Origin of the sequence: Paenarthrobacter sp. TA1.8, assembly GCF_048595705.1 — a bacterium.
GTDB classification, from domain to species: Bacteria; Actinomycetota; Actinomycetes; order Actinomycetales; family Micrococcaceae; genus Arthrobacter; species Arthrobacter nitroguajacolicus.
This window is the reverse complement of sequence record NZ_CP184287.1, coordinates 4,042,968-4,068,964: the sequence shown is the minus strand read 5'-3', so window position 1 is coordinate 4,068,964 and position 25,997 is coordinate 4,042,968. Positions and strand designations below refer to the sequence as shown.

The 25,997-nt window shown below is 63.7% G+C and carries 22 protein-coding genes; 10 read left to right on the top strand and 12 right to left on the bottom strand.

All coding sequences use genetic code 11. The features are described from left to right. Together ACNAOT_RS18935 and ACNAOT_RS18930 are read left to right on the top strand one after the other, a co-directional pair. Positions 1–537 (top strand): RidA family protein, encoded by a 537-nt coding sequence (locus tag ACNAOT_RS18935; protein WP_091470391.1) that lies wholly within the window; start codon positions 1–3, stop codon positions 535–537. Positions 538–554: 17 nt separating this feature from the next. Continuing rightward, complete coding sequence (locus ACNAOT_RS18930) at positions 555–1,466, top strand: NUDIX hydrolase (protein WP_091470392.1); 912 nt, start codon at positions 555–557, stop codon at positions 1,464–1,466. Positions 1,467–1,628: 162 nt separating this feature from the next. Here ACNAOT_RS18930 and aroQ read toward each other — a convergent pair whose 3' ends face one another. After that, entirely contained in the window at positions 1,629–2,093 is a 465-nt protein-coding gene (gene aroQ, locus ACNAOT_RS18925) for a type II 3-dehydroquinate dehydratase (RefSeq protein ID WP_420178963.1), read from the bottom strand. Positions 2,094–2,133: 40 nt separating this feature from the next. Beyond that, a complete protein-coding gene (locus ACNAOT_RS18920) occupies positions 2,134–3,318 on the bottom strand; it encodes a MarP family serine protease (protein ID WP_420178962.1) in 1,185 nt (394 codons plus the stop codon). 234 nt (positions 3,319–3,552) lie between these two features. On the opposite strand from ACNAOT_RS18920, the gene ACNAOT_RS18915 reads away from it, so the two are divergent. Then, entirely contained in the window at positions 3,553–4,230 is a 678-nt protein-coding gene (locus ACNAOT_RS18915; RefSeq protein WP_011775987.1) for a Crp/Fnr family transcriptional regulator, read from the top strand. Between the two features lie 99 nt (positions 4,231–4,329). On the opposite strand, the gene ACNAOT_RS18910 is transcribed toward ACNAOT_RS18915, so the two are convergent. The 4 genes from ACNAOT_RS18910 to ACNAOT_RS18895 all read right to left on the bottom strand — a co-directional run bounded on the left by ACNAOT_RS18910 (position 4,330) and on the right by ACNAOT_RS18895 (position 9,980). Next, complete coding sequence (locus tag ACNAOT_RS18910; protein ID WP_420181196.1) at positions 4,330–6,519, bottom strand: alpha-galactosidase; 2,190 nt, start codon at positions 6,517–6,519, stop codon at positions 4,330–4,332. Between the two features lie 125 nt (positions 6,520–6,644). Further along, positions 6,645–8,009, bottom strand: coding sequence for an ABC transporter substrate-binding protein (locus tag ACNAOT_RS18905; RefSeq protein WP_420178961.1), 1,365 nt, complete (start codon positions 8,007–8,009; stop codon positions 6,645–6,647). 73 nt (positions 8,010–8,082) lie between these two features. Next, entirely contained in the window at positions 8,083–9,009 is a 927-nt protein-coding gene (locus ACNAOT_RS18900) for a carbohydrate ABC transporter permease (RefSeq protein WP_091470403.1), read from the bottom strand. 11 nt (positions 9,010–9,020) lie between these two features. After that, a complete protein-coding gene (locus ACNAOT_RS18895; protein ID WP_420178960.1) occupies positions 9,021–9,980 on the bottom strand; it encodes a carbohydrate ABC transporter permease in 960 nt (319 codons plus the stop codon). 214 nt (positions 9,981–10,194) lie between these two features. Between ACNAOT_RS18895 and ACNAOT_RS18890 the strand changes: the two genes are divergently transcribed. After that, complete coding sequence (locus ACNAOT_RS18890; protein ID WP_420178959.1) at positions 10,195–11,394, top strand: Gfo/Idh/MocA family protein; 1,200 nt, start codon at positions 10,195–10,197, stop codon at positions 11,392–11,394. A 14-nt stretch (positions 11,395–11,408) separates the two neighbouring features. Further along, positions 11,409–12,428 (top strand): LacI family DNA-binding transcriptional regulator, encoded by a 1,020-nt coding sequence (locus ACNAOT_RS18885; RefSeq protein ID WP_091470407.1) that lies wholly within the window; start codon positions 11,409–11,411, stop codon positions 12,426–12,428. Between the two features lie 91 nt (positions 12,429–12,519). Here the strand turns inward: ACNAOT_RS18885 and ACNAOT_RS18880 are convergent, their stop codons facing one another. From ACNAOT_RS18880 to acs, 4 genes are all read right to left on the bottom strand, one after another. Next, positions 12,520–13,875: an FtsX-like permease family protein gene (locus ACNAOT_RS18880; protein ID WP_420181195.1), complete on the bottom strand. Its 1,356-nt coding sequence runs from the start codon at positions 13,873–13,875 to the stop codon at positions 12,520–12,522. Positions 13,876–13,882: 7 nt separating this feature from the next. After that, positions 13,883–14,626 carry an ABC transporter ATP-binding protein gene (locus ACNAOT_RS18875; protein ID WP_420178958.1) on the bottom strand — a complete coding sequence of 248 codons (744 nt, stop codon included), beginning with the start codon at positions 14,624–14,626 and terminating at the stop codon, positions 13,883–13,885. 151 nt (positions 14,627–14,777) lie between these two features. Then, on the bottom strand, positions 14,778–15,566 hold the full coding sequence (locus ACNAOT_RS18870) for a DeoR/GlpR family DNA-binding transcription regulator (RefSeq protein ID WP_178995230.1): 789 nt from the start codon (positions 15,564–15,566) through the stop codon (positions 14,778–14,780). 176 nt (positions 15,567–15,742) lie between these two features. Further along, on the bottom strand, positions 15,743–17,788 hold the full coding sequence (gene acs, locus ACNAOT_RS18865) for an acetate--CoA ligase (RefSeq protein WP_420181194.1): 2,046 nt from the start codon (positions 17,786–17,788) through the stop codon (positions 15,743–15,745). A gap of 470 nt (positions 17,789–18,258) precedes the next feature. On the opposite strand from acs, the gene ACNAOT_RS18860 reads away from it, so the two are divergent. From ACNAOT_RS18860 to ACNAOT_RS18850, 3 genes are read left to right on the top strand one after another with little or no spacing between them, the layout of a single operon-like run. After that, positions 18,259–19,674 carry a hypothetical protein gene (locus ACNAOT_RS18860; RefSeq protein WP_420178957.1) on the top strand — a complete coding sequence of 472 codons (1,416 nt, stop codon included), beginning with the start codon at positions 18,259–18,261 and terminating at the stop codon, positions 19,672–19,674. A 10-nt stretch (positions 19,675–19,684) separates the two neighbouring features. Next, positions 19,685–20,479 (top strand): endonuclease III, encoded by a 795-nt coding sequence (gene nth / locus ACNAOT_RS18855; protein WP_420178956.1) that lies wholly within the window; start codon positions 19,685–19,687, stop codon positions 20,477–20,479. Then, positions 20,476–21,153, top strand: a complete 678-nt coding sequence (locus ACNAOT_RS18850; RefSeq protein WP_178995224.1) for an NUDIX hydrolase — start codon at positions 20,476–20,478, stop codon at positions 21,151–21,153. The genes nth and ACNAOT_RS18850 overlap by 4 nt, the downstream gene beginning before the upstream one ends. Positions 21,154–21,192: 39 nt before the next feature. Here ACNAOT_RS18850 and ACNAOT_RS18845 read toward each other — a convergent pair whose 3' ends face one another. Together ACNAOT_RS18845 and ACNAOT_RS18840 are read right to left on the bottom strand one after the other, a co-directional pair. Next, a complete protein-coding gene (locus tag ACNAOT_RS18845; RefSeq protein ID WP_054808913.1) occupies positions 21,193–21,393 on the bottom strand; it encodes a YegP family protein in 201 nt (66 codons plus the stop codon). Positions 21,394–21,581: 188 nt separating this feature from the next. After that, complete coding sequence (locus tag ACNAOT_RS18840; protein WP_420178955.1) at positions 21,582–23,273, bottom strand: bifunctional 3'-5' exonuclease/DNA polymerase; 1,692 nt, start codon at positions 23,271–23,273, stop codon at positions 21,582–21,584. A gap of 154 nt (positions 23,274–23,427) precedes the next feature. Here ACNAOT_RS18840 and ssd point away from each other — a divergent pair, with 154 nt between their 5' ends. Next, positions 23,428–24,582, top strand: a complete 1,155-nt coding sequence (gene ssd, locus ACNAOT_RS18835) for a septum site-determining protein Ssd (protein ID WP_420178954.1) — start codon at positions 23,428–23,430, stop codon at positions 24,580–24,582. Then, a complete protein-coding gene (locus tag ACNAOT_RS18830; RefSeq protein WP_420178953.1) occupies positions 24,579–25,826 on the top strand; it encodes a TadA family conjugal transfer-associated ATPase in 1,248 nt (415 codons plus the stop codon). Before ssd ends, ACNAOT_RS18830 begins: the two co-directional genes overlap by 4 nt. The last annotated feature ends 171 nt before the right edge of the window (positions 25,827–25,997 follow it).

Here is a 25,997-nt window from a genome sequence, read left to right as displayed (position 1 = left end):
ATGACCACCCCCGCAGAAACCACGTCTGCCGCGGAATCCGGCGCCCCCACGTCTGCTGTTGAGCAGCGTCTGGCCGAGCTCGGATTGACCCTCCCCGAGGTCGCCGCGCCCGTCGCCGATTACGTACCTGCCATCGTCTCCGGCAACTACGTTTACACCTCCGGACAGCTGCCGTTTATTAACGGCAAACTCGAAGCTACGGGCAAGGTTTCCCTCGGCGAGTTGGGCGCGTCCGACGAACCCACCGTTGATCCGGAAGACGCCAAGCGTTACGCAGCCCTGTGTGCCATCAACGCCCTCGCTGCAGTCAAGAGCGTCATCGGCGACCTCGACCGTGTTACCCGCATCGTCAAGGTAGTGGGTTTCGTATCCTCCGAACCCACCTTCACCGGTCAGCCCGGCGTGATCAACGGTGCGTCCGAACTCCTCGGACAGGTATTCGGCGACGCCGGCAAGCACGCACGCTCCGCCGTCGGCGTCTCTGTCTTGCCGCTCGACTCTCCCGTTGAAGTCGAGCTCATCGCTGAATTCAGCTAAGGAACCGGTTCACCCAATTGCCGCAGCTTGCCCGCCGTCTGTTCGTACTGCCCCCGGAACTTGAGGGGGCAGCACGAAACTGGCTTGAGCTTGGCGAACGGACCCCCAGGGCCGCCCGCTACGCCTCCTCAGTTGTGCTGTTGCGCGACTCGCCCACCGGTTTGGAAACCTGGCTTGGATACAGGCCAGGTTCCTCGCCGTTGGGCGTTGTCGCGTTCCCGGGCGGCTCCCTGGACCCGTCCGACGACGACCCCGTGGGTTGGTTGGGCCCCTCACCCCAGCATTGGGCTGAGCAGATGGGAACGGACGACGTCGGACTCGCCCGCCGTCACGTTGTGGGCGCCATCCGCGAACTCTTCGAAGAAACCGGTGTCCTGCTCGCAGGCCCTGATGCTTCCTCTACGGTCGAGGCGAACTCCACCGTCGACTGGATGCGCGCCCGCGAAGCCGTGGCCGCCCAAGAGAAGTCCTTCACGGAGATGCTCTCCAAACGCGGACTCTCCCTCCGCACCGACCTCCTGAAGCCACTGGTGAACTGGCTCAGCCCGGACTTCGCCCATGCGCGTTTTAACACCCGATACTTCGCCGCCACCGTCCCCGTGAACCAGCAACCCAGCATCCTGGGCAGTAAGGGGGTTTGGGGCCGCTGGGTCACCGCCGCCGAAGCCATTGCGCTGCGGGATACCTCAGCACTCGGTGACGAAGTCGGCCAGGAAAATACTGTCGGCCTCAAACTCGGTCAGCTCCTGGTGCCAGGCTCCGAGATCATGCTCGAGAAGATGGCCAACGCCAACGGCTGCATCGCCTACCTGAGCTACAAACGCAAGGCCCACGTGTACCAGGCGAAACTGGTGGACGAGGGCGGAATTCTGATGCTCGAGGTCGAAGCCGCCCGCACCGTGGCAGGCGAGCCCCAGCGCGAGCGCTAACCGCCATTTGACGCTCGCTCACGTCCCGCGGGTTTGGGGCTGTCGCTCTTTCACGTCCCGCGGGTTTGGGGCGGTCGCTCTTTCACGTCCCGCGGGTTTGGGGCGGTCGCTCTTTCACGTCCCGCGGGTTTGAGCCGGTCGCTCGCTCACGTCCCGCGTGCGTTAGACCGTGTCTGCCAGATACTCGATGGCCAGCTTGTAGCCCAGCACACCCGCTCCCACGATGACCGCGTTGCACACCCCCGACAGGTAGGAGTGGTGGCGGAACTCTTCACGTTGGTGCACGTTGGTGATGTGGACCTCGACGGCGGGCAGTTGCACAGCCGCCAGGGCGTCACGAAGGGCCACCGAGGTGTGCGTGTATGCGCCGGCGTTGATCACAATTCCGACGGCGGTGCCCCGGGCAGCGTGGATGGCGTCCAGGAGGTCGCCCTCATGGTTCGACTGAACGCAGTCAACGGTGAAGCCATGGGCAGCGGCCGCAGTCATGGCCAGTTGCTCCACATCGGCCAGGGTGGACGTGCCGTACTTCTCCGGTTCGCGGGTTCCCAGAAGGTTCAGGTTGGGGCCGTTGATCACAAGGATGGTGCCGCGACCGGTTTCGGTGGCAGGAGTGGCTTCAGTCATGGCTCCCAATCTATAGCGGTCCGGAGGAGTCCGGGAATCGTTACTTACGGGTGCACTGACCTGCCGAGACGGGGTCGCTGAGGCCGGGAGCCTGCGCGGCCACCGGTTCCAGGTCCTGCATGGTGAGGGCGAAGCCGAGGGCGGCGTCTGTAGTGGTCTTGGCGAAGATCAGCCCGGCCACCTGCCCCTGCATAGTCAGCAGCGGGCCGCCCGAGTTACCCGGCTGGACGTCGCCAGCCAGCCTGTAGACCAGCTCCGGCGAAGGATTGTTGCCGTAAATATCGGGAACCAGGATGGTTGAAATGCCTTGAATTGTGGCCGGCTTGGACTGGAACGGACCGCCGTGCGGGTACCCCGCAAAAGCGGCGGGGCTGCCCGCGGCCAAGTCGGCGCTCAGGGGAAGCGGATTGGACTGAAGACCATCCACGGCCAGGACGGCGATGTCCCGCTGGGAGTCGAAGTACACCACCCGACCCGGCAACGCACCGCCGTCGGGAACTTCCACAACCGGCTGCGACACGCCCGCCACAACATGCGCATTGGTGACGACGCGCCCGGGCGAGACAACGAATCCGGAACCGGTCTGGTTCTGCCCGCATTCGAATGCGGTGCCGGCGATCTTGAGGACGGAATCGGCGGCCTGGTTGAGGGCCGGAGTGTCGGTGGACTCGTTGGGAACGGGCACCGGCGTGACGGGGCCGACGCCCTCAATGAGCTTGGGAATTCCGTCGCCGATCACCGTGGAGCGCAGCTGTGCCATGGTGCTCTTGACGGGCGTGGGAGTCACACTGTCGATGTAACGAATGACGCGTGACTCGGCCAATTGCTGAGAAACGAACGGCACGCCGAGAGAACTGATGCTGAACGCCAGCATGGACATCACCAGCGCCGCCACCACCACGCTCACCACGCCACCGATCAGCCGGTCCACGGCATGCAACGGCTTGATCCGCACGGCGTGGCGGACTTTACGCCCGATCATGGTGCCCAGCCCGTGCCCCAAAGCGATAAGCACGACGGCGGCACCCACCGTGGCGGTCAGCCTCCAACCGCTGTCGGTCACCCAGCCGCTGACGAGTGGAACTGCCATGAAGGCCGCAATGGCGCCGACGACGAATCCTGCGATTCCACCCAGCGTGACCATAAAGCCGTTGCGCAGGCCATAGATCAGGTAGGACAGCAGCATCAAGATCAATGCCAAATCCAATATCGTCAAGCCAAACACCAATGCTCCTCATAGCCGGGGTAGCGCCAATTCTAGGTGGCCACCCTGACAACCAACCGTTAGTCCGGTCACGATATGGGCCGCTTCCACCGCCGTTAAGGGCGTCAGGAGGGGTTGGATGCCCTGAAACCCGCGCCATTTCAGCGTTTCACGTGCCAAGTACGTCACAGAAGCTTAAAAATTCTGAAACAATGGCCTGAGCGCCACGACCGAAACTTATATTCAGGAGATTTCATGGACATCGAGGTATTGCGCCGCGCACCCCTCTTCGCCACCCTTGACGACGACGCATTCCGCTTGCTGACGGACGAACTCACCGAGGTGGACCTTTCACGTGGAGCTTCGGTGTTCCGCGAAGGTGACCAGGGTGACCAGCTCTACTTCATCGTTTCCGGCAAGGTAAAGCTCGGCCGCACGTCCCCCGATGGCCGCGAGTCGCTCCTGGCCATCCTCGGCCCGGGTGAGCTCTTCGGCGAAATGGCGTTGTTCGACCCCAGCCCGCGTACCGCAACGGCCACTGCCGTCTCGGAAACTCGCCTGGCTGGCCTCAAGAATGAGAGCCTCAACGCCCTGCTCCGCACGCGCCCTGAGGTTTCCGCGCAGCTGCTGCAGGCCCTGGCCCGCCGTCTCCGCCGGACCAACGACTCCCTCTCAGACCTCGTCTTCTCCGACGTCCCGGGCCGTGTAGCCAAGGCACTCCTCGATCTGGCAGACCGCTTCGGCCGCCCCGCAACTGACGGCGTCCTGGTAGCGCACGAGCTCACCCAGGAAGAGCTTGCCCAGCTGGTGGGAGCTTCCCGCGAAACCGTGAATAAGGCACTTGCCGAGTTCGTTCAGCGCGGCTGGCTCCGCCTGGAAGCCCGCGCCGTGGTGATCCTGGACATGCAGCGCCTTCGCCAGCGTTCACGCTAGACAGCGACGAAAAAGCCGCCCTGGTTCTGAACCAGGGCGGCTTTTTAGTGTCAACCGTGAGCGAGCGTGCGGCTCAAGCCGGTGGGACGTGAGAGAGCGTCAGAGGGTCGTGAACCGCAGCAGGATGGCGTGCTCCGGATTCAGGACCGGCATGGGAAGGCCCACCTCGCCAAGGAACCGCCCCGAAGCGTCAGCCCCGGACGCCAGCCACGGTGCCGGCTTTGCCTCGGTGAACGTGTGCCCGTAGTCGGCATCCCCGGGTGCAGGGAAAATCGCCTCCACCCGGTAGGTCCGGGACGGTTCCAGCCCCGGGAAGGTCACTCGTCCGGGTAGTTCGCTAAAGCCTGTCCGGGTCTTCACCACGGCGAAAAGAGCAGCCGTGGCACCAACTGGCGTGCCGCCGTCGAGCCCTTCAGTGTCAGCCACCACGCCGTGCACCATCAGCGATTCGTCCGGCACATCGGCCCGCACCATTCGGCCACTGTGGATGAGGCCGCGGTGTTCCTTGTAGAGGCCGATGAAGCGCTTGAGTTCTGCGCGCTCTTCTCCGGCGATGGAGCGGACGTCCCACTCCATGCCGAAGTGTCCAAACAACGCCGTGATGGCACGGAATGAGAGGTCGTGCGTCCGCCCCGTTGTGTGCGACGTGGTGGGTCCAATGTGCCCGCCCACCAGTTCCGGCGGGACCACCATTCCGGTCCATCGTTGGATGGTTTGCCGTTCCAAGGCGTCGTTGCAGTCTGAAGCCCAGATCCGGTCGGTCCGTTCCAGGATCCCAAGGTCCACGCGGGCGCCACCCGAGGAACAGCTTTCGATTTCAACCCCGGGATGGGCCGCATGGAGCGCATCGAACAGCCGGTACGCGGCCAGAGTTTGCTCGTGCACCGAAGCCCGGCCAGCATGCCCGTGTTCCAGAAGATCGCGGTTCTGGTCCCACTTGAGGTAGCTGATGTTGTTCTCGCGCAGCAAGCTGTCCATGCGTTCGTAAATGTACTGCCACGCATCCGGGTTCACGAGGTCGATCACGTGCTGCTGCCGCCACCCAAGGGGGAGTCGGCCGCCGTCCTTATAGGAAACTGCTGAGGGGCCCACGACCCATTCCGGATGAGCCCTGGCGATGTCGGAGTCAAGGTTGACCATTTCCGGCTCAACCCACAGACCAAACTCCATGCCGCGGCTGGTCACGGCATCAATCAACGGCGTCAGGCCGTTGGGCCAGAGGGTCTCGTCGACGTACCAGTCGCCCAGCCCCGCGTGGTCGCCACGTCGCCCGCGGAACCAGCCGTCGTCGAGCACGAAACGCTCAACTCCAAGATCGGCAGCCGACTCCGCCAGTTCGATCAGGGCGTCCAGTTTGTGGTCGAAATACACCGCTTCCCACGTGTTGAGGACTACTGGGCGGGCTTTCCCGGAAGCTGCACCCACATGGTGCGGCCGCGAACGGAACCACGCGTAAAACGCCTCGGAGATCCCGTCCAGCCCACGGTCTGAGTAAGCCGCAAACAGGGCGGGAGTCGTGTAAATTTCGCCGGGCTGCAGGACCACTTCTGCGGGTCCTAACAGCTCGGAGCCGCCCACCATGGTGCGGCCATCGGCAACGCTGTCCGCAAACTGCTCGTGGTTTCCGCTCCATGCCAGGTGGGTGGCCCACACCTTGCCGTGCCGGTTCCCAAAGCCCGCAGTTCCGGCCGCCAGCAGAAGGGAGGAGTCATGCCCGGTGCGGCCATGGCGGCCGGTGCGGACCCAGGTTCCTTGTTGGATGGCCCTGCGCTGTGGGTGCCGCTCACGGCACCAGCGGCCAGTCAGGTCCAAAAGTTCGACGGCGTCAGGCGCCACCGGGAGCATCGTCGCCAACTCATCCACCTGGAAAGGCGACGTGCCGTCGTTCGTCACCGAGTGCCGCAGTTCGAGAAGCCCGCCCGGGTGCAAGGTGAGGTTACTGGTCACGGTGATGCCGGCGTCGGGGTCTGTTTGAACAATCACCGCGGAGTTGCCATCTGCAGTCGCGCTCACCAGCCGAAGGCGGACGGAGAAATCGAAGCCAGGTATGCCGTCTATGATGCGGTGTCCGCGAAGTCCCGGCCGTCCTTGCCACGACGACGACGCCTGGGGGAGGAGCCCCGCTGGGACGTTGGCATCGATGGACGAGGGCGGGATGGGCTCGCTGAGGATGGACAGGTCCGGCAAGGTATCGCCCAGGTCGGCTCCCCAGTGGATGATCTCAGCCTCTCCACGGTGGGTGGCGATCACCAGGCTGGTACCTGCGGAACGGAGATGGAGCGGGTGCATGTGTTGAGTCACTTTCACATCGGGTCGTGTGTGGGGGGTGTTGTGAGGCCCGCTCTGCACGCTATTTCGATACGAAAACGCGCAGAGCGGGCCCCACAACGGGTGGGGGTGCTACGGGTGGGTTGTTACTTCGCGAAGAGGGCGTTGACTTGTTCGTTGGCGGCCGTCAGTGAACTGGCGGGGGACTTGCCCGCGATCACCGCGTCCATTGCCGGCTTCATGATTCCAGAAACCTTGGAAGCGTTGTCAGTGATCGGGAGCATGAAGGTGGTCTTGTCCTTCACGTGCTGGGTGAAGGCAGTGACGTCCACGTTCTTGGCCTTGAAGGCGTCTGCGGCTTTCTCGGAGGAGGTGGTGATGGCCGGGAACACGACGGCCTTGGAAGCCACGACATCCTGGCAGGCGGCGGAGCCGAGGTACTCGACCCACTTAATGGCGGCGTCCTTCTTCTTGGTGCCCGCCCAAACGGAATCGGCCAAGCCATTGAACATGGAGGCGCGCTTGCCTTCGGGGCCCTGAGGTGTGGGGGCGATGCCGACGTCGATGCCCTTGTAGCCGGTGTACTGGCCGATCATCCAGGAACCATTGCTGTTAATGGCGGCCTTGCCTGCGCCGAAGCTGTCGGCAGCGTTGGCGCCAACCGTGGTTTCAAGTTTGGGCATGTAGCCTTTCACTGCGAGCGAGGCCCACCAGTCGATTGTGTCCTGGAGCTTTTTGTCGTCGTAGTTGAAGTGGGTGCCCCAGGGGTTCTTGTCTGTGGTGGTCCAGCCAGTGGTGGCGGACAGGTAGCTCCACTGTGTCTGGCCGGCGTTCTCCGCATCGGAGCCCGGCAGGCCCAATCCGTAGACGGCAACATTGTTCTTGTCGAAGCCTGCCTCGTCGCCGCGTTTGCCGTTCTTGTCCACAGTGAGTCGGGCGATTGCCTTCTCGTAGGTTCCGCCGTCCTCCGGGTTCCAGGTCAGGGAGCCCATTTGTTCAGGGGTGATGCCGGCGTCGGTGGCCATCTTCTGGTTGTAGAACAGTGCGACGGTGTCCCAGTCTTTGGGCAGGCCGTAGCGCTTGCCATCCTGACCCACCCAGAGGTCCGCGAGGCCTTCGTTGTACTGGGAAAGGTCTATCTTGTCCTGCGTGATGCTGTCGTCAAGGGCCACCAACTGCTTGGTCTTGAGGAAGTCGGGGTACTTGGACAGGTGGTCCGTAAAGACGTCCGGTGCGGTGCCGGAGGCCATGCCATTGGTGAGCTTGGACCAGTAGTCGTCCCAACCGGTCTGGGTGATCTTGACGGTGATGTCCGGGTTGGCCTTGGTGAAGTCAGTGGCGCACTGCTGGTAGGCCGGGAGTTGATTGGCGTCCCAGAGCCAGTAGCTGATCTCGCCCTGGGCGGCGTCTCCTCCGGAACTCCCTCCGGAGCTGCCGCCCGAGCAGGCCGACAGTGCGAGGACAGCGGCTGCTGCGACGGCGACGGTGCCTAATGCCTTCTTGTTCATCATGGTTGGTCCTTTCAGGACGGGATGGGGTGCGTTCCGGCACATGCCGGTTTCCGCGTGCGGGAGGTAGAGAAAGCTATTTGGTGCCGTTGAAGCCGATGGAGTTGACGATTCGTTTGCCGAAGATGGCGAAGAGGATCAGCACGGGCGTCGCGGACACGAGCGTTGCGGCCATGAGCCCGGACCAGTCCGGCGCCCCTTGCGGGGACTGGGATTTGAAGACTCCCAGTCCCACGGTGAGCACCCTGGATTCCTCGGAGGTGCCTACGAGCAGGGGCCAGAAGTATTCGTTCCATTGACCCATGAAGGTCAGCAGGGCCAGGGTCGCGATCGGGGCAGCGGCGTTGGGCATGATGATTTGGAAGAAGATCCGCCAGTGCTTGGCGCCGTCGAGCATTGCAGCCTCTTCAACTTCCCTGGACATGTTGAGGAAGAACTGGCGCATGAAGAAGATCGCGAACGGAGTCATGAACAGGTAAGGCAGCACGAGTCCGAGCATGGAATTCAGCAGGCCCAGGTTCTTGATGAGCAGGAAATTGGGCAGGGCGGTGAAGATCGGCGGAACCAGCATGGTGGCAAGGAACAGGGAGAAGACCGCGTCGCGGCCTTTCCACCGCAACCGGGAGAAAGCGTAGGCGGCCATTGAGCTGAAGAACACAGCGCAGGCGGTCGTGATGCCGGAGAAGAGCAGTGAGTTCCAAAGGTATTGCCAGAAGTTGATCGAAGCGCCCGAACCGCCTTCTGCGATGGCTTCGGAGGCACTCTGGAGGCCGAAGACACGCTTGAATGCGCCCAGGTTGAAGTCGGCCGGCAGCAGGTTGGCAGAGTTTGCGGCGAGGGAGCCGTTGGAGGACAGGGCTGTGCGCAGCACCCAGTAGAAGGGCAGGATACTCACGGCGACGGCCAGGGCAAGGAGGGTCAGGGCGATGGCTCGGCGCCAGTTGAAGGGACGGCTGAGCGGGCGACGGCGGCCGCCGTTCTTGGGCGATGCAAGAGTGGTCATGGCGTGTGTCCTTAGTCCAGGTCCGACTGGTTGCCGCGGAGGAATTTCATCTGGATGAAAGCGACGATGGCGAGGATGAGGAAGAGGATGACAGCCAGGGCGGATCCATAGCCGAAATCCTGTTCATTGAAGGCGCGCTGGTAGATGTAGAACTGCAGCACGCGGGTCGCGTTGACGGGCCCACCGGCCGTGGTAACGGCAACGGTGTCAAAGACCTGGAAGGAACCGATCACGGTCACTACGAGGACGAGTACCAGGACTGGTCGCAGCAGCGGCAGGGTGATCCGCCAGAAAGTGCTCACGGCCTTGGAACCGTCGATGCTGGCGGCCTCGTAGACGCTGTTCGGGATGGCTTGGAGCCCGGCGAAGATCAGGAGCGCTGTGTAGCCCATGTGCCGCCAAGTGTTGATGAGCGCCTGGGTGGGGATGGCCCATTGCTCGCTGCCGAAGAAGGCCACCCTGGGCAGTCCGGTCCATTCGATGATCTGGTTGATGACGCCGATCTGGTAGTCAAGCATCCAGAACCACAGCAGGGCCGCAATGACGTTCGCCATCAGATAGGGCATCAGGAGCGCACCGCGGATGAGGGTCGACTTTGCCACCCGGTGCATCAGGATTGCAAGGCCCAGGGCCAACGCCGTCTGAAGGACAATGTTGATCACCACGTATTCCGACGTGACGCCCAAGGCGTTCCAGAACAGCGGATCCTTGGCTATGCGTTCGTAGTTCCGTGCACCAATCCATTCCGGGTCGCCCAGAATGCTGTACTCGGTAAAGCTGAGGTAAATGCCCCGGATGGTCGGGACGAGGTAGAAGAGGATCAATCCGACCATCGCCGGAGCGATGAAGAAGAGTGCGACCTTCAGGTCCCCGATGCCGCGGAACCCGTCGGATGGCTTTCCCCGCTTCCGTGACTTCCGCGGCACTCTGACGGAGAGCCCTGGATCTGGTTGCTTGGTTAGCGTGGTCATCGTCGACCCTTTCCTAACTGTGATGTGAGTAACAACTGGATGAGAATCTACACGAGTAGATTCCGGTCGCGCAAGAGCATCCGCAACATTTTGGTGGGAAATGTGCAAATATGTTGCTTCTGTTGACTCGAGTAGATGGCAGTGCAAGACTCGACGGGAAATCACATGAAGGACGTAGCGGAGGCTGCTTCGGCAGCCCCAGGGAAGGTAAACAATGACGTTTTCGATTGGTGTTGTGGGTGCCGGGCAGTTCGGCAGCCAATTCGCCCACTTGTTCAAGCTCCACCCCGGCGTCAGTGCGGTCTACGCCATCGATGAACTTCCCGAGCGGGCTACTGCTGCGCAGGAACGCTGGGGGCTGGACGGCGTGATGGGCGGCTTCGAGGAGCTGTTGGAGTCCGACGTCGATGCTGTCGCCATCTTCACGCAGCGGTGGACGCACGGGCCACTCGTCGAGCGTGCCCTGCGGGGCGGAAAGCACGTCTATTCAGCGGTACCCATGGCCATCTCCGAAGAGGAAATCGAACGGATCATCGAGGCCGTGCGTGAGACCGGGTTGGTCTATGCGATGGGCGAGACCAGCTACTACAACCCCGCCACCGTCTTCGCCCGGCAGCAACATGCGGCCGGCAAGTTTGGCCGGATTTTCTACACCGAAGGCGACTACGTCCACGACATGGATCTCGGTTTCTATGAGGCATACCAGTACAGCGGCGGAGAGCGTTGGAAGGAAACCGCCAGCTACCCGCCCATGCTCTACCCCACTCACGCAATCGGCGGCGTCCTCGGAGCCGTCCCCGGACATGCGGTCAGCGTCAGCTGCATCGGCGTGAAGGACCAGCGTGGCGATGGGGTCTTCGACAAGGACGTCAGCATGTTCGCCAACGACTTCTCGAACGCCACGGCGCTGTTTGAAATGAACGACGGCGGCGCGATGCGCACCAACGAGATGCGCCGCGTAGGGTACCCGTCGCATATCCGCGAGTCCCGCTTCCGTTTCTTTGGCACCGATGCCAGCTTTGAGCAACTTGCCACCACCACCGTGTGGCAGGACAAGTCCACCGTGGAAGACGTGTCCCAGCAGGTGGAAACCAAGCCAACCATGTCCTTGGATGACCCCTCGCTGGCAGACGTGGCCCCTGAGCTGCGGGACGCCTTCATCTCGGGGCTGGCTCCAGTACATGACCAGTCCAGGCTTCCCCAGGAGTTCCTGGGAGCGCCCAACGGGCACGAAGGAAGCCATCAGTTCCTAGTGGACGACTTCGTCACGGCCGTGAATAACCGCAGTCTTCCTCCGGTAAACGCCTGGGTGGCGGCCCGGTTTACGTTGCCGGGAATCGTAGCCCACGAGTCTGCGCTTCGTGGCGGGGAGCGCCTTCCCATCCGCGACTTCGGTGATGCTCCCGTGGAGTAGCTAGCATTTACCTCATGACAACTTCGGCGGTACAAACCTCGCGCGGCCCGGTTACACGCAAAGACGTGGCCCGGTACGCCGGGGTGAGTACCGCCGTCGTGAGTTATGTGGTGAACGGTGGACCCAAGAACGTTGCCCCGGCGACGGAAGCCAAGGTCCGCGATGCCATCCGCGTTCTGGGTTACCGGCCCAACGCCGCCGCCCGGGCCCTGAAGCTGGGATCCAGCGAGACCATTGGCGTGGTGGTTCCGGATAACACCAACCCGTTTTTCACGCAGCTTGCTCACGCTGTGGAAGACGCCGCAGCGGAACTTGGCTTCGGCATGGTGCTCACCAACTCGGACGGAAGCCTGACGCGCGAACGCAAGAACATCCGCACGTTGGCCGCCCGCCAGGTGGACGGCGTATTTTTGGCCAGCTGTGTGTTCGACCCCGATGTCACCGAACTGGAGGCTTCGGAGATTCCGTCCGTGCTCCTGAACAATGCAGGTTCGCCCCCGGGACTTAGCAGCGTGGGTGTCGATCTCCAAGCAGGAGCGCGTGCTGCCGTGGAACATCTCATTGGTCACGGGCACACGAATATTGGCCTGGCAATCGGAACCAACACCGGCAACCAACTGGATGGGCGCGAGGTGGGCTGGCTGGCCACCTTGCGCGACGCCGGGCTGCCGGACGGGCCTATGCTGCACGGTCCCTTTAGCCGTCCGGGCGGCTACGAGGTAGGCAAACGCTTCCTCGCCATGGCCAATCGCCCTACCGCGATCTTCGCGAGCAACGACATGCAAGCCATCGGCATCCTTCGGGCGCTGCATGAGGCAGGCGTTCGTGTGCCCGAGGACCTTGCGCTGGTGTCCTTCGACGGCTCGCTGGATGCCGAATACTGCTGGCCCGCGCTGACTACTGTTGCGCAGCCCGTCAAAGCGATGGCCGAAGCCGCAGTGCAGGCATTGGTGGGCAAGGGCCGCGGCGATGAACTGCAGCACCAGATCCTGCCCACCGAGTTGATCATCCGACAGTCCTGCGGCTGCAAATAGCCCGCCGAGATGGCATTTAATGCCAATGTTTGTGGGAAACACCGTCATTAACTGCCAACTCGCGGGGGGATTACGACGGCGGCTGGCCGGGTTACGAGTCCATGCTGGCGTAACGCTCGGGGCGGGCCAGCACCTGGTTGATCTGCGCCGTGCCCGCGGCCACGGCCAGCCGGACCAGAAGGAAGCCGGCGGCAAACACCCCGCCGATGGTGAGGATCACCACGGGCTGGGTCAGCAGCGCAGCACCCGTGAGCGGCAGGACCAGGACGGCAGCCGCGGCAGCTGAAATGCCCGCCACCAGGAACAGCGGCGACATCACGGCTTTGACCCGCGCCGCCACCATGAGCTTCCGTGGCATCCCAACCCGGTCCAGTGCCACCAAGGTGGAAGCCCGGTCCAGCACGGCGGCGGCCTGGTTCACACCCGCGGAACACGCAACCATCAGGAACGAGCCCAGCAGGGTGATCATCACCCCGGTGTTGATGTCCCGGACCAGCAGCGTTGCTTCAGCGTCAGCGCCGGCGCCCATGGTGTCGGCCACAGCCATGCCGACACCCACGAATACCCCCACAAAACTGGTCATCGCGACGCCCCCGACTTGTCGCCACGATTCCTTGGGGCTCTCCAACACAGTCCGCGCGGCCAGCAGTTGCTCGGGTCGTTTGGCCCGCTTGAGCTGGGACGACGCCCTCAATCGCAGGATCCACGGTCCCATGAGGTTCAATGCCAGCAGCGCCAGCCCGAAGCAACCGCCCATCACGGCAATGATCACTATGAACGCACCGAAGCTGCTGAGCATCCCCATCGCCATCACTCCAACAACCACCACCACAGCCGCGATGAGTCCGCGAACCCAGTGCGCGCCGTCGGCCGTTTGCCGGGTCCGGACACCCAGCGGTGTCACCACAACTTTCCGGAGCCCCAATGCGGCGCTCGCCGCGGCAAGGACACAGACGGCCAGAACGCAGCCGAGGATGGACGGCACTGACAGCCACGCGTGGCTCCCGATTGCCTGGCCCCGGAACTGGATCAGCCCCAGGAACGGCGCCATGCAGGCATATAGCCCAGCACCTGCCAACGCTCCCACGGCGGCGAGGACGGTGGACTCAATGACTGTCATCCAGACCACCGTCGCGCTGTTGGCGCCAAGTAACCGCAGGGAAGCCAAGCGGTCATCACGACGACGGGCGGCGAGTCGGGCCGCCGAGGCACCGAGCGTCAACAACGGGATGATGAGCAAGACCATGGCGACGACGGCCAATGCCTGGTAGGTGCCTGCGATGTCGTCGGACCAGGACCAGAAGACCTGTGAACCTCCGGCCACGGTGAGCAGCAGGGCTGTGACCGTCCCAAAGGCCAAGATCGGGAGCCCGGCATCGCGGAGACCGGTTTCCCGGAAGCTGCTCCCGTTGCTCCGGGCGAGATATGGCGTGAGGCGCAGGGCCATGGAGAGACTAGACATTGAAGGCACCCTTGAAGTTGGCGGTGGCGGCCTGCGTCGGAGCCGGAACGGGGCTGCCGCTATCTGCCACGATCCTGCCGTCGCGCAACTCCACAACGCGCTGGCAACGGGAAGCAACGTTGGGATCGTGGGTGACCACCAGGAGCGTCCGGCCGTTGGCAGCTACGGAGTGAAGGAGTACGTCCAGGACTTCCTTGGAGGTCGCCGAGTCCAAAGCGCCGGTGGGCTCGTCCGCGAAGACAACCCGGGCGCCCGTGACTTGGGCACGGGCGATAGCTACACGCTGCACCTGTCCACCGGAAAGCTCGCCCAATCGGCGTTGTTCCATCCCGGCCAGCCCCAACGCGCCAAGCCATTCGGCGGCCCTCGCCTCTGAAGTATTGCGGTCCGTGCCGTTGAGCATGAGCGCCAGCGCCACGTTTTCCAAGGCAGTGAGCTCCGGAAGCAGCATGCCTTGTTGGAAGACGAAGCCGAACTCCTCGCGCCTCAGGCGGGACAGCGCTGCATCTCCCAACGTGTCCAGCCGCAAAGGTGAGGACGGTGTGTTCAAGGTGATGGCACCGGCGTCGGGCCTCAAAATCCCGGCGAGGCAGTGCAAAAGGGTGGTCTTACCGGAACCTGAGGGTCCAATAATCGCAATGGACTCGCCGGAGTTTGCTGTGAAGTCGACGTGGTCCAAAGCGATGCTGCCGGGGTAGTGCTTGGTGAGCTGCTGGGCGTGGAGGATGGCGTTCATATATCCAGCATCCCTGCAGCCCCTATCCTGGGGCGTCAGTCCCGCGGCTGAACTCTGCGGGCAGGCCTCCACCCGGGGTATGAGACCCAACTAAGTCGCAGCACAGCGCGTTTTGAGCTCTCAGAACGCGCTCAACTGCGACCTACTTGGGTTAGGCCTCGGCGATCCGAAGTTTTGCAACGTTCTCGGCCAGTACGCGCCGGGCGTCTTCACCCAGCAGTGAGTCCGTGATCAGTTCGTCAGCCTCTTCCAGTTGGGCGATCGAGGCTATGCCCACCACGCCCCATTTACTGTGGTCGGCCAGGACAACGGTGCTCCGGGCAGATGCCATGAAGGCGCGGTTGGTTTCCGCTTCCAGGAGGTTGGGGGTTGTGAAACCTGCGTGGCCATCCATGCCGTGGACACCCAGGAACAGGACGTCCAGGTGGAGCTGCTTAAGCGAGGATGTGGCTATCGGGCCCACCAGGGCGTCGGACGGTGTTCGCTCGCCGCCGATGAGGATCACTGTGGATCCGAAGCGTGCGGGGCCGGATGAGGAGCCGTGGTGGAAGAGGTCGGCGATGCGCACCGAGTTGGTGACCACGGTGATGCGGGGCCCGTTGACGAGTTCCTTCGCCAAGGCCCATGTGGTGGTGCCGGCGCCGAGGCCGATTGCCATGCCTTCCTGGACAAGGGACGCAGCCTCAACGGCGATTGCGTGTTTCTCCGCGGTCAGCTGCGTGGACTTGAGCTCGAATCCGGGTTCGTGGGTGCTTGCATCACCGGGGAGCTTGGCTCCGCCGTGGATGCGCTCAACGCGGCCGGCTTCCTCAAGGGCTTCGATGTCGCGGCGCACGGTCATGGGGGACACGCCCAGTAATTGCGCGAGGTCCGAGACCCGCACCACGCGTTCCCGCTGGACGGCGTCGATGATGGCGGAGTGGCGTGCTGCCTGAAGCATCAGGGCCTTTCTGGGAACCTCGTCAAACATGGGGCGGAATCTGGCTCCAGTCTAGGGCGGGAGGCTTCCGGAGCCCGGCATGCCCAGCGCGGCGACGTCACGCCTGCGTCACGCAAGGCATTAACGCACGACGGCGCCGCTCGCCTCAAGAGGTGAGCGGCGCCGTCGTGAACTACTTACTTGCGGAGGGACTCCGCGATCTGGGTCATGATGCCGGGGTCTGCCAAGGTGGTGGCGTCGCCGGTGTCGCGGCCTTCTGCGATGTCCTTGAGGAGTCGGCGGACGATCTTGCCGGAGCGTGTCTTGGGCAGTTCCGGAACGATGAGCAGCTGCTTGGGCTTGGCGATCGGGCCGATTTCCTTGCCCACATGGTTGCGCAGTTCCAGGACGGTTTCGTCGCCGTTGTTCACGGCGTCACCGCGGAGGATGACGAACGCGACCACTGCCTGGCCGGTGGTCTCGTCTGCGGCGCCAACCACGGCTGCTTCGGCGACGGACGGGTGGCTGACGAGGGCGGACTCGATCTCCGTGGTGGAGAGGCGGTGGCCGGAGACGTTCATGACGTCGTCCACGCGGCCCAGGAGCCACACATCGCCGTCTTCGTCCTTCTTGGCGCCGTCTCCGGCAAAGTACATCGCCTCGAACCGGGACCAGTAAGTGTCCTTGAAACGCTCGGGGTCGCCCCAGATACCACGGAGCATGGAGGGCCACGGTTCGCGGACCACCAGGTAGCCTCCCTCACCGTTCGCCACGGATTGACCGTTTTCGTCCACGACGTCCACGGCGATGCCGGGCAGCGGAACCTGTGCGGAGCCGGGCTTGGTGGCGGTTACGCCGGGCAACGGCGCGATCATCTGCGCACCGGTTTCGGTCTGCCACCAGGTGTCCACGATCGGGGCGGGGTGTTCCTTCTTTTCGCCGTTCTTGCCGGCGTTGGCACCGATGACGTCGCGGTACCACATCCACGCTTCGGGGTTGATGGATTCGCCCACGGATCCCAGGACGCGGATGGAGGAGAGGTCGTACTTGTCCGGGATGTCCCGGCCCCACTTCATGAACGTCCGGATGGCAGTCGGCGCGGTGTAGAGGATGGAGACCTTGTACTTCTCCACGATTTCCCACCAGCGGCCCTGGTGGGGGGAGTCCGGGGTGCCTTCGTACATGACCTGCGTGGCGCCGTTGATCAGCGGAGCGTAGGTGACGTATGAGTGGCCGGTGACCCATCCGACGTCGGCGGTGCACCAGTACACGTCCGTTTCCGGGTGGAGGTCGAACACTGCCTTGTGCGTGTACGCGGCCTGCGTAAGGTAGCCGCCGGTGGTGTGCAGGATGCCCTTGGGCTTGCCCGTGGTGCCGGAGGTGTAGAGGATGAACAGCGGGTGTTCGGAGTCATGCCCGACGGCGGTGTGCTCCTTCTCTGCGAGGTCTACCGTCTCGCTCCACCAGAGGTCGCGTCCTTCTACCCAGCTGACGTCCTCGCCGTTGCGCTTGACCACAACCACGTTCTGGACGGTGTGGCCCTCTTTGCTCAGGGCTTCGTCCACTGCGGGCTTCAGGGCACTGGGCTTGCCGCGGCGGTAGGTGCCATCGGCGGTGACAACGAGCTTGGCTTCGGCGTCCTCGATCCGGGAGCGCAGGGCGTCAGCGGAGAAACCGCCAAAGACCACCGAGTGCACCGCCCCGATCCTGGCGCAGGCAAGCAGCGTAATGACGGCCTCGGGAATCATGGGCAAGTACACAGCCACGCGGTCACCCTTGGCGACGCCGAGGGACTCGAAGGCGTTGGCAGCCTTCTTCACCTCTTCGGTCAGTTCCGCATACGTGTAGGTGCGGGTGTCGCCGGGCTCGCCTTCGAAGTAGATGGCAACGCGGTCACCCAAGCCGTTCTCCACATGGCGATCCAACGCGTTGTACGCGGCGTTGACTTCGCCGCCGACGAACCACTTGGCAAACGGCGGGTTGGACCAGTCCAGCGCCTCGGTGAAGTCCTTGTCCCAGCTCAACAGCTCACGGGCCTGCTTGGCCCAAAAGGCGGGACGGTCCGCCTCTGCCTCTTTGTAGGCGTCAGCACTTGTGACGGCGTTTGCGGCGAACTCTGCCGACGGCGCGAACTTGCGGTTCTCGTGGAGGAGGTTTTCAAGTGCCTCAACGTGTGCGGCGGGACCGTTCTGAGCCGTTGAAGCTGCAGCGGTGGCCGTGGATCCGGTGGTGTCCTGGGACATGGTGAACCTCATCATTCATCGATCTTTGCTGCGCGGATCCTGCCGTGAGGTCCCCGCCCGGGCCGTCGTCGGCGTCGAGCGCGTCCCTCAAGGGTCCGCAGAGTGCTGTCCGGCATCAACACTATCGCTTAGCGAAGTGCTACGTGTGCGTCGTCACAAATGCGGCCGTGAGCGGCGCGGATTTAGCGACGAATGGCGGCTTCGGCGGTGGGGAACCGTTTACATGACGCACGACGGCGGACCCGGGCCGCCGCTGGCGGCGGGGGATCGGTGGGCTGCAATCCGTAAGGAACCTTGGAGTTTGCTGTGGGCGAAGCTGTATGGCCGTTTTCAGCTAGAACCCCGTCAGTGGGGTGACATAGGCTGAAGAAGTCTTGGGACGCACTTCTGGCGTGTCCGGTTCTCGGCGGAATCCCGCGGAGGTCGCCGGGCCGGACTGTCCAAGACGCCGCCGTACGAAGGAGAAATAGATGAACCAGCTGAGCCCAGGCCCGCACGACTCACAGCCGACGGGACCGGACACCACGGCTGGAACGGCCACCTCTGCAGGTGGCAACGCTGCTGCTAAAAACGACGCTGCCGGCAAGAGCGACGCTGCCAAGTATGACGCCGTCGCCGGGCCATTCACCATCCGCGATCTTACTGTTTTCGGCTCCACGCTCCTGATGTTCGTCGCGTCGCTCCTGCCGATGTTCGGAGACCTTTACAACCTCTGGAACCTCGGAAACCTGTTCTTCCTGCTGCTGGGCATCATCCTGCCGCTGGTTGTGGTGGCGCTCTTCGTGGCCCGCAGGCTGCAGCCGGGAACAGTCGTCCGTGTTGGCTCGCTGTCCGTCGATCAGTTCGCGTCCGTGGTTGCCTCGTTCGCGTTCCCCTTGTTCTTCCTCACTATTGCCAACTCGTTCAATGGCAGCGTCCTGCTTGGTTTGGTCGGTTCTGTAGGCCTGCTGGCTGCAACGGTTCTGGCTCCTCACCTTCCGTGGCTTTCCGCTGATTTCAAGGGCCGTGCTGAGACGCCGGCTCACGTTATTGCCCGCGAGGCAGCTGTGCCCAGCCGCAAACCGGCTGCCCCCAAAGCACCGAAGGCCCCTAAAGCGGCCAAGCCTGCCGCCACAACCGGTTCAACTCCGGGATTCCAGGGATCGACGCCCGGATACGAAGCACCCGTCGCCCATGTTTCAGGTGCAGCGGCAGCCGCAGCTTCCACCGGCGCTCCCGGCGCGGGCGCTCCTGGCGCAGGTGCCGCCACAGGCTCCAGCCCCTTCGCTCCGCCGGCCAGCTACGGAACTACGCCGTCGCCGGCTACCGAAGCCTCCGCCGTCGTGCATTCAGCCGACGATAAGCCGGCGGACGGTACCGGCTTCGGAGCATCCGGACCGGCAACCGCTGGCTCCGCATCTCTTCCCGCGCCGTCCGGCGCAGGCGCTTCTCCCGCCGTTCCTTCGCCGGAGCGCACGGAGTCCGGAAAAGAGTCTGGTGCAAAGGACGCCGAGGTAAAGGCCTCCGGTACAGCGTCAGAGCCAGCCACCACCCAGCATGCGGCTCAGCCCGCTACCACTCAGCCAGCGCCTCAGCAGCCTTGGGCTGCAACCATGGCCACGCCCATAGTCTCCGGTGACACACGCAGGGTCAGTGACTCGATTGGCGCCACCGTGGATCCGGCCAGCCGTCCGGAAGAATCAGATTCACCACAGTACGAGGCATTCTGGTTCGCCGTCGCCCAGCCCCGGACCGCGTACGACGAACACTCCGGCGCTCCCGCTTTCACCATCGAACCCGGCGGATGGGTCCTGGCGTTGGAGGACCGTGGTCATGAATTCCTGGTCCAGGACACCGACGGCAAAGTTGGGGTTCTCCGGGAGCTCAGCAACATCGAACGCGGCTAAGCAGGACCCCGTGGCCATCGCTGAAGCTGGTTCGCTGCTCGCACTCAAACGCCGGGCACGCAAGATCAACAGGGTTCTCGCTGACAAGTATCCCTACGCGCATGCGGAGTTGGATTTCAGGAACCCCTTTGAGCTGGTGGTGGCCACGGTCCTCTCTGCCCAAACCACTGATGTGCTGGTCAACCAGGTCACCAAGATCCTGTTTGCCCGCTACCCGGATGCCCGCGCCATGGCTGAGGCGGATCCCCTGGAGCTGGAGTCCATACTTCAGCCGACGGGCTTCTTCAGGGCCAAAGCGAGGAACGTCCTGGCACTCAGTACACGGCTTGTGGATGAGTACGACGGCGTGGTGCCGGGACGTCTTGAAGATTTGGTGACGCTCCCGGGCGTCGGGCGCAAGACCGCGAACGTGGTTTTGGGTAATGCGTTCGGCGTTCCCGGGATCACGGTGGATACGCACTTTGGTCGGCTGGCCCGCCGGTTCGGGTGGACGGCCTCGGACGATCCTGTGAAGATCGAGTTCGACGTCGCCGACTTGTTTGAACCCCGGGACTGGACCATGCTCTCGCATCGAGTGGTGTTCCACGGTCGCAGGGTCTGCCATTCCAGGAAGCCGGCCTGTGGTGCCTGCCCGGTCGCGAGCCTCTGTCCGAGCTATGGCGAGGGCGAAACGGACCCCGTCAAGGCAGCCAAGCTGCTGAAGTATGAGCTTGCGCCTGGAAACGAAGAGTTGCTGGAAAAGCTCCTGGCCGAGACGCACAGGGCTGCGGAGATCCGCATGGAATCGCAAAGGAGGCCCGAGTGACCGCGCTTGAGGAACTTTCAGCGCTAGTCGCCCGCTTTGAAGACGGCCAGCAACAGCACACGGCCCTCTGGGAGAAGCTTCCCGTCACCCCCGAAACCAACCGGGCCGCGGCAGTCTTGATGCTTTTCGGCGTACTGGACAACATTCCTGCCGAATCGGGGCGGCCTATCGCGCCGGCCGACCTCGATGTCCTCTTGCTGGAACGGGCGCACACCCTTGACGACCATCCGGGCCAAGTGGCGTTCCCGGGCGGCAGCGTGGATCCGGAAGATGAGTCGGTAGTGGCCGCCGCCCTTCGTGAAGCTGTGGAAGAAACGGGCCTGGATGCGGGTGGCGTCCGGGTTCTCGGAGTCATCCCGGAACTTGGCCTCATTCGCAGCAACTTCCGGGTGACGCCGGTGCTGGCGTGGTGGGATGCACCATCGCCCATTCGGGTAGTGGACTACGCCGAGTCTGCGCAGGTCTTCAGGGTGCCCGTGCGTGACCTCCTGGACCCGGTTAACCGCGTCACGGCCACCATCTCCCGGTTCGGCCGCACGTACACCAGCCCTGGTTTCACCGTAAATGGCGTGCTGGTATGGGGCTTCACGGGACTGGTCCTCAGCGGACTCTTCGACGAACTGGGCTGGACCGTTCCCTGGGACAAGGACAAGCTGCGGGATATCGACCTCTGACGAGTCCTTACCAGACTGGCCCTGCGCGCTGGTGACTGTTTAGGCAGCCTTGCGGGCCGTCGTCGAACGGTCCACGATCAGTCCGGTCGCGGCGTTTTCCCGCACGGCGTTGATGCCGGCGACCACACCTTCCAGGTGCGTGAAAGTTGGTGATACGGCCACGACGGTTCCGTCAGCCGCAGTAAGGCGGAACCGGTAACCTTCGTCGTTGTCCTTGAGAATTTCAAACCTGCCAGCCATCGAAATGCTTCCCCCTTTTGATGCTTCCTTGCACACAGATGTGGACCAGCAAAACTATCCACATAGTGAGACTAGCCAGAACCAAGGGCGAACTAAAGTTACTTGGCAGTACCCGTACCCGGCGGGTCATCCCGCCTCATACGGGGAGATATGACTGGATAGTCCGGCGGCTTCGGGCTATGGTCCGGCTACTTCGCTTTGTCGTATGAATCGACGACGGCGACACTCACCGGAAATTCCACAGGGATCCGCCCGAACATCAGTTCTTTCGCCGCTGTTGCCGCTTCTTCGATGGCCCTGATACAGGCGTCTACCGCGTGGTCGGGTGCGTGAACCATCACTTCGTCGTGCAGGAAGAAGACAAGTTCCCCGATAGGTGAGCCTTCGGCGCGCGAAGCCCTCAACCGCCGTCGTAATTCCGCCAGCCAGCACGCCGCCCATTCAGCAGCCGAGCCCTGGACTACGAAGTTGCGGGTGAAACGGCCCCTGGACCGGGCCAGGTTGTCAGCGCGGCGCTGTTCCTCGGCAGTGGTGGACTGCTGGCTCCGCAACCAACCAGCCGACGGTGGCGGGCTGCTCCTGCCCAGCCGGGTGGTGACTGTCCGGCCTGCTTCGCCCTCACGAGCAGCCTGCTCTACGAACCCGACGGCGCGTGGATAGGTACGCGTGAGCTGCGGCATGAGCCTGCCCGACTCACCCGTGGTAGCGCCGTAGATGGCTCCCAACAGTGCAATCTTTGCTTTGGCACGGTCACCGCCAAAACCTTGGGCCGCGATGCCGGCATAGAGGTCCTTGTCGCGAGCCGCCTCCGCCATTTTCGTGTCTTGCGCCAGTGCCACGAGGACCCTCGGCTCCAATTGCGAGGCATCGGCGACGATGAGTTTGTGACCCGGGTCCGCATGGACCGCGGCCCGGATGTTACGCGGGATCTGGAGCGCACCACCACCGCGTGATGCCCAGCGGCCGGACACTACCCCACCCACCACGTACTCCGGGTGGAACCGCCCGTCACGTACCCACGCGTCCAACCAGGACCAGCCGTTGGCGGTGTGCAGGCGGGAAAGTTTCTTGTAGGCGAGCAGGGGCTGGATGGCAGGGTGCTTCGATTCCTGGAGCTCCCATTGACGGGTGCTTTTCACCTCGATGCCGTTCCGGTGCAAGGCACGCATGAGGTCCTGCGGGGAGTCCGGATTCAGGCTGGGGGAGTTAAGGATGCTCCGAAGCTCGGCGCAGAGAGCCTCAAGTGCCGGCGGCCGGTGCCCGAGCGGCGGCCTGGGACCCAGGACATCGGCGAGGATCTGCTGATGCAGCTCTTCGCGCCAAGGGACGCCGGCGTGCTGCATCTCGATGGCGATGATGGCGCACGCCGACTCCGCGGCAAGGAGTAGCTGTAGGCGTTGTTTCTGCTGGTGAGCCTCGGAGACCTGGGCGATGGCGTGCTGCTGGGCAGCGAATTCTTCCCTGAGTTCGGCCAGCCCCGCTTTGGAGCTGGACGGTGCAATGTCCTCGAAGAGCGCGCCTTGGTCCACGGGCGGTGGCGGCGGCTGAAGAGCCCGTGGCGGTGTCGAGTCGTCGTCCTGCGTGAGCTTGACCGCATGCCTGGCGTAGTCCGTATGCGCAGTGAATTCAGAGTGGGCCAGAATGGCTCCGCAGAGCGCCAGATCGTGGCAGCGCTCCAGTTCCATGCCATGGGTCAGCAGTTCCGGATACCAATCCTGGGCGCGATGCCACACCCAGCGGGGCCGTTGCGCTTCGAATTCACGCACGACGCCGGGCAGCTCGCCACGGGTGACGACGCGCGCGTCAGCAGTGGCCTTTCCGGTGGGGGAGATCCTTTGTATGGCTGCGCCTTCCTGGTGGGCGGCGAGCAGCAAATACATGGTTCCATTCTGCCCTGTGCGGAGGGGTGCTTTGGTGTTCCTGGTCCCGGTGCGGGGCGCGACTGTTCCTCCACAGCTGCAGCCGTCCCGGGTTGTGCACATAAGGGCATGCAGACCTTATGTAGTCCCGGCCGCGTCAATCAATGTGAATGCCATGAGCATGCGAAATCGTCGGCAAGGGCAAACCAGCAAGCACCACGGGCAAAGCAGCCGCACACCGCAGGGGGACGCGGACGGATCCTGGGTGCCCCGCGACGCCGTCGGGATACTGCTTGTTTCCGGCGACCCCTATCTTCAGGAAGAAGCCAAACGGATAATCGCAGCGGCAGGCGGAAGCCTCAGAACGGCCATTGACGTGGCGGAGGCCGTCCATGGTTGGGATAACGCCGACGTCGTTTTAGTGGGCAGTGATATCCGCGAACTGCCCCCGCGGCGAAGGGCTCCCACGGTTTTGCTCGGCAAAGCCTCTGAAGGTGACGGGCTATGGCGTTTGGCTGCTGCGCTTGGAGCTGAACGGGTAGCCGTCCTTCCCGAGGCCGCCGCCTGGCTGGCTGAACACCTCAGCATGTCCGGATCTCCAGACCCCGGGGGCACGGTCATCGGAGTCATCGGCGGCAGTGGTGGGGCGGGAGCTACAACCACCGCGATTTGGCTGGCCCAGGCTGCGGCAGGGCATGGCGTCAGCACCGTGCTCATCGATGGTGACCGTTGGGGCGGAGGACTTGAACTGGCGGTGACGGCCGACGAGATTCCGGGCCTACGTTGGCCGGATTTCGCCGAAACCCGCGGCAGCATTGATCCCTCGCAGTTCCGGGACTCCCTGCCCGTGGCAGGCGGGTTCGCCTTCCTGTCATGGCCCGGGACCAGGGAACCGGCCCATATCCCCGCGGCCGGTTCTGTAGCTGCTGTGGTTGACGCCGCACGCCGAAGCTTCGAACTAGTCCTGGTGGATATCGGGCGCAGCGCGGAAGGACTGGGGACGCTCGCGTGGGACTGCGACAGGATCTTGCTGCTGAGCAAGGCCCACCTCAAATGCGCGGTGGCGGCCGCGCGCGTCCTCAACGAGCTCCCACCCGTCGACGTCGGACTTCTGGTCCGCGGAACCGGCGCTACGTCCGTGGACGCTCCGCTGATCTCCGAGTCTTTGGGATTGCCCTTGTTGGGCGTCCTTCCCGAGATGCGTGGCGTGGCGTCAGGCACCGAACGTGGACGGTTGCTGGAACTCGGACGTCGAAAACCGATCAGCCGCTTAGCCGGTTCTGTGCTGGAGTTGAACTCTGTGCTGGAGTTGAACGGCGCCATCCAATGAGCCGCTTCGCCGAGGGAACCCGCCGTCGGCAGGGCCGCAGGCTGGACACCGTCCTTCTTGAGACGGTGCGGGAGTCAGTGCTCGCAGGGAACGGACCCGTAACGCCGTCTACGGTCGCAGCAGCTGTGCAGGCCAGCGGCAGGCTACTGGGTACTGCCGGGGCGTTGGAAGCGGCGGAATCCATCAATGCCGAACTGAACGGGCTGGGACCCCTCCAACACCTTGCCCAGGATCCTTCGGTCACTGACATCTTCGTCAACGGTCCCGATTCAGTCTGGTTGGACCGCGGTAAGGGCTTGGAACGTTCAGCGGTTCACTTCGATACTGAACAACAGATCAGGTCGCTGGCCACCCGCTTGGTTTCAGCCGGGGGCAGGAGACTGGACGACGGCTCCCCCTGCGTGGACGTCCGGCTCGAGGGAGGCTACCGGGTCCATGCAGTCCTCGCACCGATATCAACGGCAGGCACCCTGTTGTCCATCCGCATCCGCCGGGAAGAGGTGTTCACCCTAGCCGAGTTGAGGGAACGCGGGATGTTTTCTGAGCAAGTCGAGTCGGTTCTGCGTGCCATCATGGCGCACAAACTGAGCTTCCTTATTAGCGGTGCCACAGGCTCAGGAAAGACAACCCTGCTCTCCACCATGCTCGGGTTGAGCCATCCGGCGGAGCGATTGGTGCTCATCGAGGACGCCGCCGAGCTCAACCCCGTCCACCCGCACGTAGTGACGCTGGAATCGCGCCACGGAAACCTTGAGGGAGGAGGGGCTTTGGACCTTGGAGACCTGGTCCGCCAAGCCCTACGCATGCGGCCGGACAGGCTGATTGTAGGCGAGTGCCGAGGCGCCGAAGTCCGTGAATTGCTGACCGCACTCAACACCGGTCACACCGGTGGCGGTGGGACTATTCACGCCAACACCGCCGAGGCTGTGCCAGCACGATTGGTGGCCCTCGGCGCCCTGGCTGGCTTGAATGCCGAAGCCGTCCGGTTGCAAGTCTCCAGTGCCTTGGACGTGGTGATTCACGTAGACCGATCCTCGTCGGGGCGGAAAGTGGCATCCATTGGCGTAGTCGTCGATACACGGGCGGGCCAGAAAGTAGTGCCGGCCCTCAGCTGGAGCCGGTCAGGAATGACATACGGCCCAGCATGGCCCGGACTCGCCGCCCGGCTCTCCCTGGCGCCGCTTGAAGTGGATGACTATCCGCAACACGATGATTTGTTGCCACAAGCCGGGGACGGCCCATGATCGGGGCGATTGTCCTCATGGCCGCACTGGCGGCGTGGCTGCAGTTCAGGAGCCATGGTGCCGGGAGGCGACGAGTTCGGACGAGCCTGGGGGAGCCGAGAGGCCGGAGTGGTAGCACCAAGGCTCGTGTGGGGGTGTGGCACGGCCGCTCCCGACGAAAGCGGACTGAGC